Genomic DNA, 17,656 nt, shown 5'->3' with positions numbered 1-17,656 from the left:
GACCCTGGGCGTGGCCGTGACCCAGGACACGTACGAAACGGTTTCGTTTTCATAAGAGGGTGCGCTACCTTTGTGGTGTACGAAACCGTGTCGTTCCGAGCAGGAAGGTGAGCGAGATGGCTGAGGTCGCCACCGCGCGTCGCAGTCGGATCACCCCCGAGCGTGAGGCCGAGCTGTACACGGCCGTGCTCGACCTGCTCCGCGAGGTCGGCTACGACGCCCTCACCATGGACGCCGTGGCCGCCCGCACCCGGTCCAGCAAGGCGACGCTCTACCGCCAGTGGGGCGGCAAGCCGGAGCTGGTGGCCAAGGCGATCCGGCACAACAAGCCGGGCAGCGTCGCCGACGTCGACACGGGATCCCTGCGGGGCGACCTGCACGCCCTCACCGCGCGTGAGGACGACTGCGCCATGCAGCAGAACGCCGCGCTGATGCGCGGTCTGTTCATGGCGGTGCACGGCAACCCGGACCTCCTCCAGGCGTTCAAGGAACTGCTCATCGAGCCCGAGATGGAGGAGTTCCACCGGGTGGTGCAACGGGCCGTCGACCGCGGCGAGGTCCAGGCCGGCCGCCCGGCGCTCGACTACATCGTGCACATGCTCGTCGGCGCCTTCGCCACGCGCACCCTGATCGACGACCAGCCGCCCACGCAGGAGTTCCTCACCTCGTACATCGACGCCGTGGTCCTCCCCGCCCTCGGCATTCCCGTCGACTGACAAACCCCCTGAGTCACACCCCACCTGACGTCACCGCTCACGTCGTCGGGCTGATCAGCCCTGCCCAGAACCAACCCCACGACCTGACCGGGAGTACGCCCTCGTGGCCACATTCCTTTACAAGATCGGCCGGATGTCGTTCCGGCGGCGGCACTTCGTCGCCCTGATATGGGTGGCCCTGCTGACCCTCGCCGGGGTCGGCGCGGCCAGTGCCCCCGCCGCGGGCAACAGTTCCTTCTCCATTCCCGGCACCGAGGCCCAGAAGGCCTTCGACCTGCTGGAACAGCGCTTCCCCGGCACGAGCGCCGACGGAGCCACCGCACGCGTCGTCTTCAAGGCGCCGAGCGGCGAGAAGATGACCGACCCCGGCAACAAGGCGACCGTCCGGGAGACCGTCAAGGAACTCTCCGACGGCTCCGAGGTCGTCCGCGTCACCGACCCGTACCAGGCGAAGGCCGTCAGCAAGGACGGCACGGTCGCGTACGCGCAGGTGTCGTACAAGGTCTCCGGCATGGAGCTGGAGGACTCCTCCCGCGACGCCCTGGAGGACTCCGCGCAGGACGCGCGGAAGACCGGGCTGACCGTCGAGATCGGCGGTGACGCGCTCCAGACGGTCCCGACCACCGGCACCACCGAGATCATCGGCATCGCGGTCGCCGCCGTCGTCCTCGTCATCACCTTCGGCTCGCTGATCGCGGCCGGTCTGCCGCTGCTGACGGCGCTCATCGGCGTCGGCATCGGCGTCTCCTCGATCACGGCGCTGGCCAGTGCGCTGGACCTGGGCTCGACGACCTCCACCCTCGCGATGATGATCGGCCTCGCGGTCGGCATCGACTACGCGCTGTTCATCGTCTCCCGCTACCGCGCCGAACTGGCCGAGGGCCGTGACCGCGAGGACGCGGCGGGCCGGGCCGTCGGCACGGCGGGTTCCGCGGTGGTCTTCGCGGGCCTCACGGTCGTGATCGCCCTGGTGGGCCTGTCCGTCGTCAACATCCCGATGCTGACGAAGATGGGCGTCGCGGCGGCGGGCACGGTGGCCATCGCCGTGCTGATCGCACTGACCATGATCCCGGCGCTGCTCGGATACGCGGGCCGGAGGGTGAAGCCGGCGGGGGAGAAGAGCAGGCTGCTCGGCCGGGCCAAGAAGCAGCAGGGGCCCGCGAAGCCGAACCTGGGCACGCGCTGGGCGAGCTTCGTCGTACGCCGCCCGGTCGCGGTGCTGCTGCTCGGCGTCGTCGGCCTCGGCGCGGCGGCCGTCCCGGCGGCGAGCCTGGAACTGGGCCTGCCGGACGACGGCTCCCAGCCCACGTCCACCACGCAGCGCCGTGCCTACGACCTCCTCTCCGAGGGCTTCGGGCCGGGCTTCAACGGCCCGCTGATGGTCGTGGTCGACGCCAAGGACAGCGACGACCCGAAGGCGGCCTTCACGCAGGTCGGCGACGAGATCAAGGGCCTTGAGGACGTCGTCACGGTCACGCCGCCGGCGCCCAACAAGGCCGGCGACACGGCGACGATCACCGTCGTCCCGGGCTCCAAGCCGTCGTCGGTCGCGACGGAGGACCTGGTCCACTCCATCCGCGGCAAGGGCGCCGGGATCAAGGCCGACTCGGATGCGAACGTGCTGGTCACCGGCCAGACGGCGATGAACATCGACGTCAGCGAGAAGCTCGATGACGCCCTGATCCCCTACCTGGTCCTGGTGGTCGGCCTGGCCTTCCTCCTGCTGATCGTGGTGTTCCGCTCGATCCTGGTCCCCCTCAAGGCCGCCCTCGGCTTCCTCCTGTCGGTGATGGCGGCCCTCGGCGCGGTGGTCGCGGTCTTCCAGTGGGGCTGGCTGGCGGACCTGATGGGCGTCGAGCAGACCGGCCCGGTCATGTCGATGATGCCGATCTTCATGGTGGGCGTCGTCTTCGGCCTGGCCATGGACTACGAGGTCTTCCTGGTGACCCGGATGCGGGAGGCCTACGTCCACGGCGAGAAGGCCGGCCAGGCGGTCGTGACGGGCTTTAGGCACGGCGCCCGGGTGGTGACGGCCGCGGCGGTCATCATGATGGCGGTCTTCGCCGGCTTCATCGGCTCGTCCGAGTCGATGGTCAAGATGATCGGCTTCGGCCTCGCGATCGCGGTCTTCTTCGACGCGTTCATCGTCCGCATGGCCATCGTCCCGGCCGTCCTGGCCCTCCTCGGCCGCAAGGCCTGGTGGCTGCCCGGGTGGCTGGACCGGGCACTGCCCAACGTGGACGTCGAGGGCGAGGGCCTGCGCACGGACACCGACCGCGGGAATCAGGACAGGGAGCTGGTGCGCGCCCCCTGACAGCACCGTGACAGCACCCTGAGAGACCGGCCGGTGAGGGCCCCCTGGGGACGGGGAGCCCTCACCGGCTCTTCTTTCTCAGGTGTGTTTCTCACGCGTGCGGGTGGAGGACGACCTTGGTGTAACCCTCGACGCGCTTGTCGAACTTCTCGTACGCGCTCGGCGCCTGGTCGAGAGGAAGCTCGTGCGAGACGACGAAGCTCGGCTTCGCACGGTCCTCGATGATCAGGTCACGCAGGTGGCGGTTGTACCGCTTGACGTTGCACTGGCCGGTGCCCATCCGGAGCCCCTTCTCGAAGAGGCGCCCGATGGAGACCATCAGCATGCCGTGCTTCGCCTGCTCGTCCGGCCCGCCGGGGTCGCGCGGGACATACAGGCCGGGCACGCCGAGCGCACCCGTCGGCCGGACCGTCTCGACGAGCGCGTTCAGCACGGTCGCCGGTTCCTCACGGTCCTCGCCCTGCGCCTGCGCCTGGTAGCCGACGGCGTCGATCCCCTTGTCCGTGCCCTGGCCGTCGGTCTGCTCCTTGATCTGCTCCGCCGGACTGCCCTGGGTGAAGTCGACCGGCACGGCGCCGATCTCCCGCGCCTTCTCCAGCCGCTCCGCGACCCGGTCGACCACGAACACCTTGCTCGCGCCGCGCAGCATCGCGGAGTAGGCGGCCATGAGCCCGACCGGTCCGCCGCCGTAGACCGCGACGCTGTCACCGGGACGCACATCGGCCAGCTCGTTGCCGTGGTAGCCGGTCGGGAAGATGTCGGCGAGCAGGACGAAGTCGGTCTCCTTCTCGGTGCCCTCGGGGAGCTTGAGGCAGTTGAAGTCGGCGTACGGCACACGCACGTACTCCGCCTGGCCTCCCACATAGGGCCCCATCGCGACATAGCCGTAGGCGCCGCCGGCGAAGCCCGGGTTCACGGTCAGGCAGAAGCCCGTGAAGCCGGCCGTACAGTTCTTGCAGAAGCCGCATGCCACATTGAAGGGCATCACCACCCGGTCGCCGCGGCTGAGCGAGGTGACTCCCTCCGCTGCCTCCTCGACGACCCCGAGGTTCTCGTGGCCGAACACGATCCCCGGTTCCGCGGCGGTACGGCCCTCGTACATGTGCAGGTCCGAGCCGCAGATGGCGGTCGAGGTGACACGGACGATCACATCGTTCGGGTGCTGGATCCGTGGGTCCTCCACTTGCTCTATCGCTACCTCGAAGGGGCCTTTGTACACGACAGCCCTCATCGTCACGCACCTCCAACTGTGCCGTGGGTCATATACCAGGCTCGTGCATGATGAGACGATTTGCATCTACAGAAGAAAGGAAGTAGCGCTTTGTCAGGACGTATCGGCACCTTGCTCGTGGCGGTCCCCGGCCTGTCCGGCGTCGTCTATCCCGAGGGGACGCGCGTGACCATCCAGGGCACCGGAGGGTCCGTCGACGGTTTCGTCGACGGGGACTGGCTGCCGCTCGCGTGGTGGGAGTTCGCGGATGTCCGGCCGGAGGACGCCACCGGCTGAGACCACCTCGCGTGCCTCGTACACGTACCGCTAGCGTGCCCGCATGACGACGACAGCCGCCACGGACGCCGACAACTCCGGAGCACACCCCCGTTTCGCCGAGGCCCTGCGGGAGCTGGGGATCGGGGACCTCGTCCGCCAGGTCCGCCGGTTCCCGGAAGCCACCCGTACCGCCGCCGAGGCCGCCGCCGCGCTCGGGTGTGAGCTGAGCCAGATCTGCAAGTCGCTGATCTTCGCGGCGGACGGCGTGCCGGTGCTGGTGCTCATGGACGGGGCGTCGCGGGTCGACCTCGAGCTCGTGCGCAAGGAGCTCGGGGCGGACAAGGTCACGCGGGCCAGGGCCGAGGTCGTGCGGGAGGCCACCGGGTACGCCATCGGCGGCGTGCCGCCCTTCGGGCACCGGACGAGGACGCGTGTGCTCGCCGACCGGTCCCTGCTGGAGCACGACGTCGTCTGGGCCGCCGCCGGGACGCCGTACACCGTGTTCCCCATGCCGCCCCGGGACCTCGTCGCCCACGCCGGCGCCACTCTCGTGGACGTGCGCGAGCGCGCCGCGTGACGCCCCTGGTCACCGCCGCGGTCCTGCTCGCCGCCGTCACGCACGCCAGCTGGAACGCCATCGCCCACAAGATCACCGACAAGCTGGCCGGGTTCGCGCTGATCTCGGGCGGCGGGGTGGTCATCGGGCTGGCCCTGGCGCCCTTCGTGGCGTTTCCGGCGGCCCCGGCGTGGCCGTATCTGCTCGCCTCCGCCGTCATCCACATCGCCTACTACGCGCTGCTCATGAGGTCTTTCCGGCTGGGCGACTTCGGGCAGGCCTACCCCATCGCCCGCGGCACGGCGCCGCTCGTCGTGACCGTGCTCGCCGCCGTCTTCGCCCACGAGGTGCCCGACGGGTGGGCCGCCGCCGGCATCGCCCTGTCCTGCGCGGGGCTGACCGGCGTCGCCGTGTGGGGACTGCGCGGGCGCCGGCCCGACTGGGCGGCGATCGGGGCGGCCCTGGCGACCGGGCTGACGATCGCGGCGTACACCGTCGTCGACGGACTCGGCGTGCGCGCCTCCGGATCCCCCCTCGGATACATCGCCTGGCTGATGGCCGTGCAGGGAGTCGTGATCCCCGCGTACGCCGTGAGCCGCTGGGGGAGGGAGACCGGCGCCGTGCTCCGGCCGTTCGCCGTGACCGGGCTCGTCGGAGCCGCCCTCTCCGTCGCCGCCTACGCCCTCGTCCTGTGGGCCCAGACTCGGGCCGAACTCGCGCCCATCGCCGCCCTGCGCGAGTCGTCGATCATCGTGGGCGCGGCGATCGGGGCCGTGTTCTTCAAGGAGCGGTTCGGGGCGCCGAGAATCGTGGCGGCCGGGCTGCTCGTCGCCGGGATCGGGCTGATGCTGCACACCGGATAGACCGGGTCGGACGGGTGCGCATCCCTCTCCTGAGGAGGACCCTGGAACTAGGCGTTCCGGAGGTGATCGACATGATGCGGACCAGAGTCGGATGGCACGTCGAGATGGAGTTCCGGGAGGACGACCAGCACACCCAGGCGGTGGCGATGGTCCGGCTGCCCGACGGCACCGAGGTACGGGCGCGCGGGCACGCCAGCCGGCACCGGACCGACGTCAATCAGCCCAGAGTCGGGGAGGAGATCGCCGGCGCGCGGGCCCTCAACGAACTCGCCATGCAGCTGCTGACCAAGGCGCACGAGGAGATCGACCAGGCGTCCGGGCGGACCTCCCACCCGATCCACGTCTAGGGCCCCGGCTTCACGTCTGGAGCCCCAGCGCTCCCCGCACCGCCCGCACCAGCCCCTGCGCCCGCGGATCCGCCGTCACCGTCTTGCGGAAGCCGTTGGTGACGTAGCCGAAGGCGACCCCGGTCTCCGGGTCGGCGAAGCCGAGGGCGCCGCCGCGGCCCGGGTGGCCGAAGGAGCCCGGTGTGAGGAAAGGGGAGGCGCTGCCGTGCAGCATGTAGCCGAGGCCGAAGCGGGTGCCGACCACCAGGACGCGGTCGGGGCCCGCCGACTCCTCGGCCCGGGCCAGTGCGACCGTCTCCGGCGCGAACAGGCGTGCGGCGCCGGCCGTGTCGCCGATCAGCGTCGCGTAGAAGCGGGCCAGTCCGTCCGCCGTCGCGATGGCGTTGGTCGCGGGGAGGGCCGCCGCGCGGTAGGCCGGGTCGTTCTGGTCGGGGAACGGGGTGATGGCGGCGAAGGCCCGGCGGGTCAGAGAGGCCGGGTCCTCGTAGGCCTCGGTGACCGAGCGCTTCGGGCGGGCGCGCAGGCCGCCGGCCGGCTCGGGTCCCTCGACACGGCCCGCGCGTCCGACCCGGCCGGCCTCCGCGTCCGGCAGACCCAGCCAGAGGTCCAGGCCCAGCGGGCCGGTGATCTGCGCGGCGAGCCATGCCCCGGCGCCCTGCCCGGTCACGCGTCGCACCAGTTCGTCGACGAGCCAGCCGTAGGTGAGCGCGTGGTAGCCGTGGTCGGTGCCGGGTTCCCAGGCGGGGGTCTGGGCGGCGACCGCCTCCGGGCCCCGCAGCGGGTCGAGGGCCTGCTCAGGGGTGAGGGGCCGGTCGAGCACGGGCAGGCCGGCCCGGTGGTTGAGGACGTGCCGGACCAGCACCCGCTCCTTGCCCCGCGCCTTGAACTCCGGCCAGTAGTGGCCCACCGGCGCGTCCAGGTCCAGCTGCCCGCGCTGGTGCAGCAGCAGGAGTACGGCGGCGGCGACACCCTTCGTCGCCGAGCGCACGACCTGGGCGGTGCCGCGCTCCCAGGGGGCCGTGCCGTCGACGTCCTTCGTGCCGGCCCACAGGTCGACGACCCGCTGTCCGTCCCGGTAGACGGCGACCGCCGCGCCCCGCTCCCCGAGTGTTTCGAAGTTCCGTACGAACGCGTCCCTGACCGGCTCGAAGCCCTCGGCCACTGTGCCGTGCACATCCACGTCCGTACTCCTCGTCTCGCTGCGGTGCTCTCGTTGCTCCCCTTCAGCCAAGCAGGATGGTCACGTCGATGTTCCCGCGGGTCGCGTTCGAGTACGGGCAGACCTCGTGGGCCGCGTCCACCAGCTTGCTCGCGAGGCCCGGGTCGAGGACGGGCAGCGAGACGCTGAGGGCGACCGCGAGACCGTAGCCGCGCTGCCGGTTGGGGCCGATGCCGACCTTCGCGGAGACCGTCGAGCCGGTCAGGTCGTAGCCCTCGCGGTTGCCGACGAGGATCAGCGCGTTGTGGAAGCAGGAGCTGTAGCCGGCCGCGAAGAGCTGTTCCGGGTTGGTGCCGTTGCCGTCGCCGCCGAGCTGCGGGGGCATCGCGACCTTGAGGTCGAGCTGTCCGTCCTGGCTGGTGACATAGCCCTCGCGGCCGCCGTGGGCGGTGGCCTCGGCCACGTACATGATCTTCGTCGGGCGGCTGTCGACGGCGGCGGCGTCGGTCATGGCTGGATCCCCCAGAACAGGTGCGCACTAATACATCGCGCACAAGGTACCGGCCAGTAGGAAAGCGTCTGCTCAGCAGGGGGTGATAACCGGGGGTAACGGGCGATCAGTGCGGGCGGTTCGGGGCTGCCTGCGATGCCTCCGCCAGCCGCCACAGCTCTTCGCGCAGACGCGCGACCTCTGGCGGAGCGAGACCCGTCACCGCGAGCAGGGCGCCCGGCACGCGCGCCGCGAGCTCGCGCAGCTCCTCCCCGGGTTCGGTGCAGGCGACCAGCACCGAGCGCTCGTCGTGCGCCGCCCGCTCCCGGCGGACGAGTCCCAGGCTCTCCAGCCGCTTGAGCAGCGGCGACACCGTGCCGTAGTCGAGCCTCAGCGCGGCGGCCAGCTCCTTGACCGTGGTCTCACCGCGCTCCCACAGGACCAGCAGGACCAGGTACTGCGGATAGGTGAGGCCGAGCTCGTCGAGGAGGGGGCGGTAGGCGGACGTCACCGCCCGCTGGGCCGCGTACAGCGCGAAGCAGAGCTGGTCGTCCAGCAGCAGCGAGCCCTCGGTCTCCTCGTTCGTCACGCGCCCATTGTCACCGAACGCGGGTCGAAACCGAACGGCAGCTCCAGCCGGTGGGCGCGCATCAGGTCCTCGTCGGAGAGCAGTTCGCCGGTCGGGCCGTCCGCCGCGATCACGCCCTCGCTGAGGATCAGGGCGCGCGGGCACAGCTCCAGGGCGTACGGCAGGTCGTGCGTGACCATCAGCACGGTCACGTCCAACGACCGCAGGATGTCGGCCAGTTCGCGGCGGGAGGCGGGGTCGAGGTTGGAGGAGGGCTCGTCGAGGACGAGGATCTCCGGTTCCATGGCGAGGACGGTCGCGACGGCCACCCGGCGGCGCTGGCCGAAGGAGAGGTGGTGCGGCGGCCGGTCCTTGAACTCCGCCATGCCGACCCGCTCCAGCGCCCGGTCCACGCGCTGCTCCAGCTCGGCGCCCTTCAGCCCGGCCGCAGCGGGCCCGAACGCCACATCCTCCCGGACCGTGGGCATGAAGAGCTGGTCGTCCGGGTCCTGGAAGACGATGCCGACCCGGCGGCGGATCTCCGCCATGTGCTGTCTGCCGACGGGCAGTCCGGCCACCTTCACCGTGCCGGTGCCGCCGGTCAGGATGCCGTTGAGGTGGAGCACCAGGGTCGTCTTGCCGGCACCGTTCGGGCCGAGCAGGGCCACCCGCTCGCCGCGTGCGAGGGAGAAGTCCACGCCGAAGAGGGCCTGGTGCCCGTCGGGATAGGCGAAGGCCAGACCGGCCACGTCCAGGGAAGGGGTCACATCTGTCACAGGGACCATCCCAGCAGACAGACGACGAGGGCCGCACCCGGCAGCGCGAGGGCGTACGACCACTGCGCCCGGGATGCGGTCACCTCGTCGATGACCGGCATGGAGCCGGCGTACCCGCGGCTGACCATGGCCAGGTGCACGCGTTCGCCGCGCTCGTAGGAGCGGATGAACAGGGCGCCCGCGGACTTGGCCAGGACGCCCCAGTGCCGGACGCCCTTCGCCTCGAAGCCGCGTGACTCCCGGGCGATCCGCATGCGCCGCATCTCGTCCGTGATGACGTCGCCGTAGCGGATCATGAAGGACGCGATCTGGACGAGGAGCGGCGGGAGCTTGAGCCGCTGCAGGCCGAGGAGCAGTTCGCGCAGTTCGGTCGTGGCGGCCAGCAACACCGAGGCCGCGACGCCGAGCGTGCCCTTGGCGAGCACGTTCCAGGCACCCCACAGACCGTTCACGCTCAGGGACAGGCCGAGGACGTCGACCCGCTCGCCCTCCGCCACGAACGGCATCAGCACCGCGAACGCGACGAACGGCACCTCGATCAGCAGCCGCCTCAGCAGGAACCCGGCGGGCACCCGCGCGGCGTACGCCACGGTCCCGAGCAGGACGGCGTACAGACCGAAGGCCCACATGGCCTCCCGCGGCGTCGACACCACGACCACCACGAAGGCGAACACGGCGGCGAGTTTGGTGTGCGGCGGCAGACCGTGCACGGGCGAGTGCCCGTGCCGGTAGAGCTTGTGCGCGTGCCCTGCTCCCATGTCAGACGCTCGTGGTGCTCGTCGAGTCCGACACGTCAGTCGACGTGTTCGACGTGTTCGACGTGTTCGACGGGGAGGTGTCGTCGTCACGGCGGCGGCGGACGGCCCAGAAGACCGTGCTGCCCGCGACGACCGTGACGCCCACGCCGATGACGCCCGCCAGCCCCCCGGACAGGCGGGCGTCGGTGACGTCCTTGACGCCGTAGTCGGCGAGCGGGGAGTCCGCGACGGCGTGCTCCTCGGTCTTCTTGTCGATGCCGTGGTCGGCGGCGACCTTCTCCAGGCCGTCGGGGTCGGCGGAGGCGTAGAAGCTGACGAACCCGGCCAGGACCAGGGAGGCGGCCAGGCCCGCGGCCCACACCGTGCGGTGCGAGGTCCGGGCGGCCACCGGGGCCGGCTCGGGCTCGGGGGCGTCGACCAGTTCGCCGTTCACTCGCAGCTTGAGCCGCTGCGTGAGGCCGCGCGCCCCGTACACCAGGTCCGGGCGGACGGCGATGACCGCGCCGACGGTCAGCGCGGTGATCACGGCCTCGCCGATGCCGATCAGGACGTGCACGCCGATCATGGCGGTGGCGACCTTGCCGATCGACACGTCGGTGGTGCCGCCGACCGCGTACATCAGCGTGAAGGCCAGCGCGGCGGCCGGGACGGAGAACAGGGCGGCGACGAACGAGGCCACGGTGACCGACCGGCGGGTGCGGGGCAGCACCTTCACCAGGCCCCGGAAGAGGGCGTAGGCGACGACCGTGGTGACGATCGCCATGTTGGTGATGTTCACGCCGAGCGCGGTCAGACCGCCGTCCGCGAAGAGGATGCCCTGCATGAGCAGGACGACGGAGACGCACAGGACCCCGGTGTAGGGGCCGACGAGTATCGCGGCGAGCGCACCGCCGAGCAGATGGCCGCTGGTCCCCGCCGCTACGGGGAAGTTCAGCATCTGCACGGCGAAGATGAACGCCGCGACCAGTCCGGCCAGCGGTGCCGTCCGCTCGTCGAGTTCGCGGCGCGCGCCGCGCAGGCTCACGGCGACGGCGCCCGCGGCGATCACGCCGGTGGCGGCGGAGGTGGGCGCGTTGATGAATCCGTCGGGTACATGCACGGTTCGATGATGTGGCTTGATGCGAACGATGTGCAAGAGCGCGCCGCTCGTTTTATCTCACGAGCGACATATCATGCCCCATGGGCGCAATTCGGAAGATATGCGACATTGGAGAGGGGTGGACGCACAGTTTCCACACAGGTAGCGCACGGTGAAGGGTCCGTCCGATGTCCGTAGTCGAGCAGTACGCGCGAGCCCACATCGTCACGGACGCGGCCGTGCCGCTGATCGACGAGCAGGAAGCGGTTCCGGTGACGCTGCGGTACGACCCCGACCGCGATCCCCGCAGTGTGCGGATCCGGCTTCCCGGGACCGGGGGGCGAGAGTGGACCTTCGACCGCCGGCTGCTGGAGGAGGGGCTGCGGGCCCCCACGGGCAGCGGTGAGGTGCGGGTGTGGCCGTGCGGCCGGGTGCAGGCCGTCGTGGAGTTCCACTCCGCGCGGGGCGTGTCGGTGGTGCAGTTCGAGCGGCAGGCGCTGCTGCGGTTCCTGCGGCGGACGTACATGGCCGCCGCGGAACCGGTCACGCACTGAGGCCGGGCCCGGGCTACACGCCCTGAGGGTCAGCCGCCCATCTTCAGCAGCGCCGCCACGATCGGACCGGCCGTCGAACCGCCGTGCCCGCCCTGCTGGACCACACCCGCCGCCGCCAGATCGCCGCGGTAGGCGGTGAACCAGCCGTTCGGCTTCTTCTGGCCGTCGACCTCGGCGGACCCGGTCTTCGCGCCGGCGTCGCCGCCCACCCCGGCCATCGCCTCCGCGGCCGTGCCGTAGTCGGCCGTGTACGACATCAGCTCACGCAGCTGGGACAGCGTGCCCCCCGACATCGTGCGCGAGGCGGTCGCGAGCTTGCGGCCGTCCACGTCCGGGGAGACCAGGTACGGCTGGCGGAAGGTGCCGGACTTGATCGTCGCCGACACCGATGCCATGTTCAGCGGGTTCATCCGGACGCCGCCCTGCCCGATCAGCGAGGCGGCCATCTGGGCCTGCGACTGCACCGGCACAGCGCCGTCGAAGGACGGCACACCGATGGCCCAGTTGTTCATCCCCAGGCCGAAGACCTGCTGGGCCTGCTTGGTCAGGTCGTCGTCCTTGAGCTTCGGCGCCTGGCTGATGAAGGCCGTGTTGCAGGAGCGGGCGAAGGCGGCCTTGAACGTGCCGTCCTTGATCTCGAACTTGTCGTCGTTCTGGAACTTCCAGTGCCCGTACGTGAAGTACTTCGGACAGGGATGCTTCTTGTCCGCCGAGGCCAGGCCCTTGTCGATCAGCAGCGACGAGGTGATGACCTTCATCGTGGAGCCGGGCGCGAGCGAGCCCTGGAAGGCGGTGTTGAAGCCGGGCGAGGCGTTGGCGGCGGCCAGGATCTCGCCGGTCGAGGGCCGCACCACGGCCACCGACGACCGGGCCTTCTTCGCGACCTGCTGCTCGGCCGCCGCCTGGAGGGCCGGGTCCAGCGTGGTCTTCACCGTGCCCGGCGTGCCCTTGCTCAGCTCCAGCAGGGTCTTGTCGGACAGGTCGTCGGACTTCGCGGACTTCCCGCGCACGACCCGCAGCTCGATGCCGGCCTTGCCGCCGGCCTTCTTGCCGTACTTCTCGCGCAGCCCGTCCAGGACCGGGCCGAGCGAGGCGTACTTCTGTTTGGTCAGTTCGCCGCCGTCCCGGTCGAGGGCCTTGACCGGGGGCGTGCCCGCCTCGCCGGTGACCAGCCTGTCGCCGTCCTTCAGGTCGGGGTGGACGACCGCCGCGTGCCAGTCGACCAGCGGCTTCCCGTCGCTCGTACGGCGGACGACGGTCAGCGCGCTGTCGTACGCCAGCGGCTTCTCGGTGTTCTTGTACGCCACCGTGGCCTTGACGGAGAACGGCACCTTGTCACCCGTGGGCGTGCCCGGGGTGAGGGTGACGTCCTTGACGCGGGCGTCCTTGGTGTAGCCGGTGAGCAGGGACCCGGCCGCCGCCGCGTCGTCGGTGGCCGCGGCGGCCTCGGTGACCTTCCCCGACTGCCAGGCGGTGAGGAAGGCGCGGGCGGTGGTGGTGACCTCGGTCGCCGACAGGGGCCCGGTCTTCACCTTGGGCTTGTGGTCGGCGGAGGCCGCGCGGGTGCCGTCGTCGGCCGCCGCGCCGCCGCCGTACAGCGCGTAGGCGCCGAACCCGGCGCCGCCGACGACCACGGCGATCATCCCGCCGATCACGGCGGGCCTCGTCTTTCGTCGCTCGGCGACGCGCCTTCTGTTGCCCACTGCTGTTCGTTCCTCCACGAATCCCCAGGGTCCCCGTTGCCCTCGGCTGTCCCAACGACGGCCACCACCCTAGAGTCCCGTTCCGGGGACGTGAGATCAGCCACCCGTTCGTAGCACGGCTGCGACAATCGGCCCGGCCGCGTCGCCGCCGTGGCCGCCCTCCTCGGTCATGGCCGCCGCCGCGATGTCGTCACGGAACCCGGTGAACCAGCTGTTGGACTTGGCGTTCCCGTCGACCTCGGCGGAACCGGTCTTGGCGCCGATGTCGCCGCCGAGTCCCGCCATGGCCTCCTGGGCGGTGCCCTGGGTGGCGGTGAGCCGCATCATCTGCTTCAGCTGGGCGGCGGTGCTCGCCTTCAGGCCGTCGGCCCGGGCCAGTTTACGGTCGTCCAGCTTCGGCGGGACGAGATAGGGCTGACGGAAGGTGCCGGTGATCGCGGTCGCGGTCGCCGAGGCCATGTTCAGCGGGCTCATCTGGACCTGGCCCTGCCCGATGGCACCGGCCGCCCGGTCCGGGCCGCCGACCGCGGGGACGCTGCCGTCGAAGGAGACGATGCCGGTCTTCCAGTTGTCCTGCCCGAGCCCGAAGCGCTGCTCGGCCTCCTGGGTCAGCGAGGCGTCCGTGAGCGGCTTCTCGTCGATGAGTTTGATGAAGGCGGTGTTGCAGGACCGCATGAAGCTGTTGGCGAGCGTGGCGTTGTCGTCGGGCTCCATGCCCTTGAGGTTGTTGAAGGTCTGGCTCTGCCACGTCGCCGTGGGCGGGCAGGGTGCCGGGCCGTTCATCGAGGTCACACCGTTGTCGATGAGCATCGCGGCGGTGATGATCTTCATCGTGGAGCCGGGTGCCGCCTTGCCCTCGAAGGCCGCGTTGAAGCCGTCCGTACGGTGGTTCGCCACGGCCAGCACCTCGCCGGTGCTCGGCTTGACGGCCACCACCGACGACTGGGCGAACCGCTTGACCGCCTTCTCGGCCGCCGCCTGCGCGCTCGGGCTGATCGTGGTGGTGAGCTTGCCCGGCTTGCCCTCGGCGAGGGTCAGCAGCGGGGTGTCGGGAGCGCCGTTGCCGTTGTGCCGGACGACCAGCTCGATGCCGGGGGTGCCGCCGGCCTTCTCTCCGTACTTGTCGCGCAGGGCGTCCAGGGCCGGGCCGAGGGAGGGGTACTTCTCCTTCGTCAGCTCGGAGCCGTCACGGCCGACCGCCTCGATGGGCGGGCTGGCCGACTGCTCCGTGACGAGCGTGTCGTCCTTCTTCAACTCGGGGTGCACGACGGACGGCTGCCAGTCGACCAGCGCCCGGCCGCTGGTGAGGCCGCGCACGACCGTCAGCTTGCTGCTGTAGCTCAGCGGCTTCGACTTCCCGTCGTAGGCCACCTTCGCCTTCACCGTGTAGGGCACGGTGGTGCCGGCCGCCGCGCCGGGCGTGATCTTCACGCCGGTGATGTGCGCGTCGTCCCCGAAGGCGGTCAGCAGTTGCTCGGCGGCCGCGTCGTTGTTCGTGACGGACGCCGCCGTCGCGACAGCGCCCTCCTCCCAGGCCGCGAAGAACTTGGCCGTGGTCTCCTTGACCTCGTCCTTGTCCGGCGGCCCCGACTTCTTCTCCGTGGCGACGCCGCTCGTGCCCCCGTCACCGCTCAGCGCGCTCATGATGTTGTAGGCCCCGTACCCGGCGCCGCCCACCATCACCGCGAACACACCGCCTATGACGGCGGCCTTGACCCCCTTGCTCATCCGGCGGTCCCCTCCCCGTTGAGCTTCACACGCTCCTTTGAACGTGTTCAGAAAGCTCTATCCGGGAGCACTCTAAGCACAAGCGGTTACTACCGGCACGGGCGTTTCGGTTTTTTGACCGAAGGCGGCTAGACCCAGGTGTCCAGCCACATCCGCGCCCGCCAGTCGTCGATCGGTATGGCCGTACCGGTGTACAGCGGCCAGAAATAGATGAAGTTCCACGCGATCAGCAGGACGAGGACGCCCGCGGCCGTGGCGCCGACGACGCGGCGGGTGTCGGTGGAGCGGGGCGGGCCGGTGATCGCGCCGAGGAGCATGGCCACCGCCAGGCACAGGAACGGCAGGAAGACGATGGCGTAGAAGAAGAAGATCGTGCGCTCCTGGTACATGAACCAGGGCAGGTAGCCGGCCGCGATGCCGCAGGCGATGGCGCCCGCGCGCCAGTCGCGGCGCAGCAGCCAGCGCCACAGCACGTAGAGGACCGCGAAGCAGGCCACCCACCACAGCAGCGGCGTGCCGAGGGCCAGCACCTCGCGGGCGCACTTCTCGCCCGCGTCGGCCGGGCAGCCGTCCTTGCCGGGCGCCGGAGACTCGTAGAAGTACGACACCGGACGGCCCAGGACCAGCCAGCTCCAGGGGTTGGACTGGTAGGTGTGCGGCGAGGACAGGCCCACGTGGAACTCGTACACCTGGTGCTCGTAGTGCCACAGGCTGCGCAGCCAGTCGGGCAGGAAGGTCCAGTTGCCGCCCTTGCCGTCGGTCGCGGCCCAGTTGCGGAAGTAGCCGCCCTTGCCGTCGGTGGCGGAGAGGATCCAGCCGGTCCAGGACAGCACGTACGTGACGATCGCGACGGGGACCGTGGCGAGGAACGCCAGGCCCGTGTCGCGCCGGAGCACCGCCGCGTACGGGTGCCGGGCACCGGCCACCCGGCGCGAGCCGACGTCCCACAGGACCGTCATCAGGCAGAACGCGGCCAGGATGTAGAGGCCGTTCCACTTCGTGGCGAAGGCCAGGCCCAGCATCAGGCCCGCCGCCCAGCGCCAGGGGCGCCGTCCCAGGCGGGCCGTCTCGGCGACGTGCCGGTCGGGGCGGACGCGGCCGTCGGCGTCCACCGGGAGCGCCGCGGCGAGTTTCCCGCGCGCCTGGTCCCGGTCGATGAGCAGACAGCCGAACGCGGCCAGCACGAAGAACATCAGCACGCCGTCGAGCAGCGCCGTGCGGCTCATCACGAAGTGCAGGCCGTCCACCGCCATCAGCGCGCCCGCCAGGCACCCCAGGAACGTGGAGCGGAACAGCCGGCGGCCGATCCGGCACAGCAGCAGCACCGACAGCGTGCCGAGCAGCGCCGTCATGAACCGCCAGCCGAACGGGTCGAAACCGAACAGCAGTTCGCCGAGTCCGATGACGTACTTGCCGACCGGCGGATGCACGACGTACGCCGCGTCCGCCGGGATCGTGACGTGCCCGCCCGACGAGAGGACCAGGTCGTTGGCGTTCTTGTCCCAGTTGACCTCGAAACCGCGGTGGACGAGCGCCCACGCGTCCTTGGCGTAGTACGTCTCGTCGAATATCACCGCCTTGGGGTTGCCCAGGTTCCAGAACCGCAGCACGCCCGCCAGCAGCGTGACGAGCAGCGGGCCGATCCAGCCCGACCAGCGCACCAGCCGCCCCGCGAGCGTGTGCGGGACGCCGAGCGCGGCCCACAGGCGCGGACCGGGCTGGGTGTACGGCGGCACCAGCCGGTCACGGACGTCACCCGCGTCGCTTCGTGGCTGCTGGTAGCCGAAGCGGCGCAGCCGCTGCTGCCAGGACGGCCGCTGCTCGTGCGGCGCCTGGCCCTGCCGGGTGTCCGTGGAGGACGCGGTACTGGTCACCGCGCCATCGTAGGGAACCGTGCTGTGTGAGTCCCGTGCATGGCCGGTATGCGTCTCCATCCTCCGCCCCTGGGAGGAGGGTGCGTCCCCGGCCCCTGGGAGGATGGGGGCGTGACCGGAACCCTCGTACTCGCAGGCACCCCCATCGGCGACACCGCGGACGCCCCGCCCCGGCTCGCCGAGGAACTGGCCCGAGCCGATGTCGTCGCCGCCGAGGACACGCGGCGGCTGCGGCGGCTGACCCAGGCGCTCGGCGTCACGCCCAAGGGGCGGGTGGTGTCGTACTTCGAGGGCAACGAGTCCGCGCGGACGCCGGAGCTGGTCGATGAGCTGGTGGGCGGGGCGCGTGTGCTGCTCGTCACGGACGCCGGGATGCCGTCGGTGTCGGACCCGGGGTACCGGCTGGTCGCCGCCGCCGTGGAGCGGGACGTCCGGGTCACGGCCGTGCCCGGGCCGTCCGCCGTGCTCACCGCGCTCGCGCTGTCGGGGCTGCCCGTCGACCGGTTCTGCTTCGAGGGGTTCCTGCCGCGCAAGGCGGGGGAGCGGCTGGGGCGGCTGCGGGAGGTGGCCGGGGAGCGGCGCACGCTCGTCTACTTCGAGGCCCCGCACCGGCTCGACGACACGCTGGCGGCGATGGCCGAGGTGTTCGGGGCCGAGCGGCGGGCCGCGGTGTGCCGGGAGCT

The 17,656-nt window shown here is 71.0% G+C and carries 18 protein-coding genes; 8 read left to right on the top strand and 10 right to left on the bottom strand.

Translation table 11 applies throughout. The features are described 5' to 3' along the window. Nucleotides 1-116 precede the first annotated feature (116 nt). Nucleotides 117-716 carry a TetR/AcrR family transcriptional regulator gene (locus tag CCL05_RS18935; protein WP_086561680.1) on the top strand — a complete coding sequence of 200 codons (600 nt, stop codon included), beginning with the start codon at nt 117-119 and terminating at the stop codon, nt 714-716. Nucleotides 717-819: 103 nt separating this feature from the next. Continuing rightward, nucleotides 820-3,030, top strand: coding sequence for an MMPL family transporter (locus tag CCL05_RS18930; RefSeq protein WP_086561679.1), 2,211 nt, complete (start codon nt 820-822; stop codon nt 3,028-3,030). A gap of 91 nt (nt 3,031-3,121) precedes the next feature. On the opposite strand, the gene CCL05_RS18925 is transcribed toward CCL05_RS18930, so the two are convergent. Continuing rightward, nucleotides 3,122-4,261, bottom strand: a complete 1,140-nt coding sequence (locus CCL05_RS18925) for a glutathione-independent formaldehyde dehydrogenase (protein ID WP_086561678.1) — start codon at nt 4,259-4,261, stop codon at nt 3,122-3,124. A gap of 90 nt (nt 4,262-4,351) precedes the next feature. Between CCL05_RS18925 and CCL05_RS18920 the strand changes: the two genes are divergently transcribed. The 4 genes from CCL05_RS18920 (at nt 4,352) to CCL05_RS18905 (ending at nt 6,285) form a co-directional block, all read left to right on the top strand. Beyond that, nucleotides 4,352-4,537 carry a hypothetical protein gene (locus CCL05_RS18920; protein WP_010035316.1) on the top strand — a complete coding sequence of 62 codons (186 nt, stop codon included), beginning with the start codon at nt 4,352-4,354 and terminating at the stop codon, nt 4,535-4,537. 43 nt (nt 4,538-4,580) lie between these two features. After that, complete coding sequence (locus tag CCL05_RS18915) at nt 4,581-5,096, top strand: YbaK/EbsC family protein (RefSeq protein ID WP_086561677.1); 516 nt, start codon at nt 4,581-4,583, stop codon at nt 5,094-5,096. Next, nucleotides 5,093-5,938: a DMT family transporter gene (locus tag CCL05_RS18910; protein WP_086561676.1), complete on the top strand. Its 846-nt coding sequence runs from the start codon at nt 5,093-5,095 to the stop codon at nt 5,936-5,938. Before CCL05_RS18915 ends, CCL05_RS18910 begins: the two co-directional genes overlap by 4 nt. Before the next feature lie 71 nt (nt 5,939-6,009). Continuing rightward, on the top strand, nt 6,010-6,285 hold the full coding sequence (locus CCL05_RS18905; RefSeq protein ID WP_086561695.1) for a DUF1876 domain-containing protein: 276 nt from the start codon (nt 6,010-6,012) through the stop codon (nt 6,283-6,285). A gap of 10 nt (nt 6,286-6,295) precedes the next feature. On the opposite strand, the gene CCL05_RS18900 is transcribed toward CCL05_RS18905, so the two are convergent. The 6 genes from CCL05_RS18900 to CCL05_RS18875 form a co-directional block, all read right to left on the bottom strand. Further along, nucleotides 6,296-7,465 (bottom strand): serine hydrolase domain-containing protein, encoded by a 1,170-nt coding sequence (locus CCL05_RS18900; RefSeq protein WP_086561675.1) that lies wholly within the window; start codon nt 7,463-7,465, stop codon nt 6,296-6,298. Between the two features lie 43 nt (nt 7,466-7,508). After that, entirely contained in the window at nt 7,509-7,955 is a 447-nt protein-coding gene (locus CCL05_RS18895; protein WP_086561674.1) for an organic hydroperoxide resistance protein, read from the bottom strand. 106 nt (nt 7,956-8,061) lie between these two features. Beyond that, nucleotides 8,062-8,523, bottom strand: coding sequence for a MarR family winged helix-turn-helix transcriptional regulator (locus CCL05_RS18890; RefSeq protein ID WP_086561673.1), 462 nt, complete (start codon nt 8,521-8,523; stop codon nt 8,062-8,064). Next, nucleotides 8,520-9,287, bottom strand: a complete 768-nt coding sequence (locus CCL05_RS18885; RefSeq protein WP_208641564.1) for an energy-coupling factor ABC transporter ATP-binding protein — start codon at nt 9,285-9,287, stop codon at nt 8,520-8,522. Before CCL05_RS18885 ends, CCL05_RS18890 begins: the two co-directional genes overlap by 4 nt. After that, entirely contained in the window at nt 9,275-10,036 is a 762-nt protein-coding gene (cbiQ, locus tag CCL05_RS18880) for a cobalt ECF transporter T component CbiQ (protein WP_086561671.1), read from the bottom strand. Before cbiQ ends, CCL05_RS18885 begins: the two co-directional genes overlap by 13 nt. Nucleotide 10,037: 1 nt before the next feature. Then, nucleotides 10,038-11,135 carry an energy-coupling factor ABC transporter permease gene (locus CCL05_RS18875; RefSeq protein WP_086561670.1) on the bottom strand — a complete coding sequence of 366 codons (1,098 nt, stop codon included), beginning with the start codon at nt 11,133-11,135 and terminating at the stop codon, nt 10,038-10,040. A gap of 167 nt (nt 11,136-11,302) precedes the next feature. Between CCL05_RS18875 and CCL05_RS18870 the strand changes: the two genes are divergently transcribed. After that, complete coding sequence (locus CCL05_RS18870; protein ID WP_086561669.1) at nt 11,303-11,668, top strand: SsgA family sporulation/cell division regulator; 366 nt, start codon at nt 11,303-11,305, stop codon at nt 11,666-11,668. Between the two features lie 29 nt (nt 11,669-11,697). On the opposite strand, the gene CCL05_RS18865 is transcribed toward CCL05_RS18870, so the two are convergent. The 3 genes from CCL05_RS18865 to CCL05_RS18855 form a co-directional block, all read right to left on the bottom strand. Next, on the bottom strand, nt 11,698-13,371 hold the full coding sequence (locus CCL05_RS18865) for a penicillin-binding transpeptidase domain-containing protein (RefSeq protein WP_086561668.1): 1,674 nt from the start codon (nt 13,369-13,371) through the stop codon (nt 11,698-11,700). Between the two features lie 96 nt (nt 13,372-13,467). Then, nucleotides 13,468-15,099 (bottom strand): penicillin-binding transpeptidase domain-containing protein, encoded by a 1,632-nt coding sequence (locus CCL05_RS18860; RefSeq protein ID WP_086561667.1) that lies wholly within the window; start codon nt 15,097-15,099, stop codon nt 13,468-13,470. 128 nt (nt 15,100-15,227) lie between these two features. Then, on the bottom strand, nt 15,228-16,973 hold the full coding sequence (locus CCL05_RS18855; RefSeq protein WP_167409580.1) for a dolichyl-phosphate-mannose--protein mannosyltransferase: 1,746 nt from the start codon (nt 16,971-16,973) through the stop codon (nt 15,228-15,230). Between the two features lie 111 nt (nt 16,974-17,084). Here CCL05_RS18855 and rsmI point away from each other — a divergent pair. Continuing rightward, nucleotides 17,085-17,656, top strand: a 572-nt coding sequence (gene rsmI / locus CCL05_RS18850; RefSeq protein WP_086561665.1) for a 16S rRNA (cytidine(1402)-2'-O)-methyltransferase, incomplete at its 3' end; no start/stop codon positions are given.

The organism is Streptomyces africanus (genome assembly GCF_002150735.1).
GTDB classification, from domain to species: Bacteria; Actinomycetota; Actinomycetes; order Streptomycetales; family Streptomycetaceae; genus Streptomyces; species Streptomyces africanus.
The sequence above is the reverse complement of the archived record's forward strand: the minus strand, read 5'-3'. Positions and strand labels throughout refer to the sequence as shown.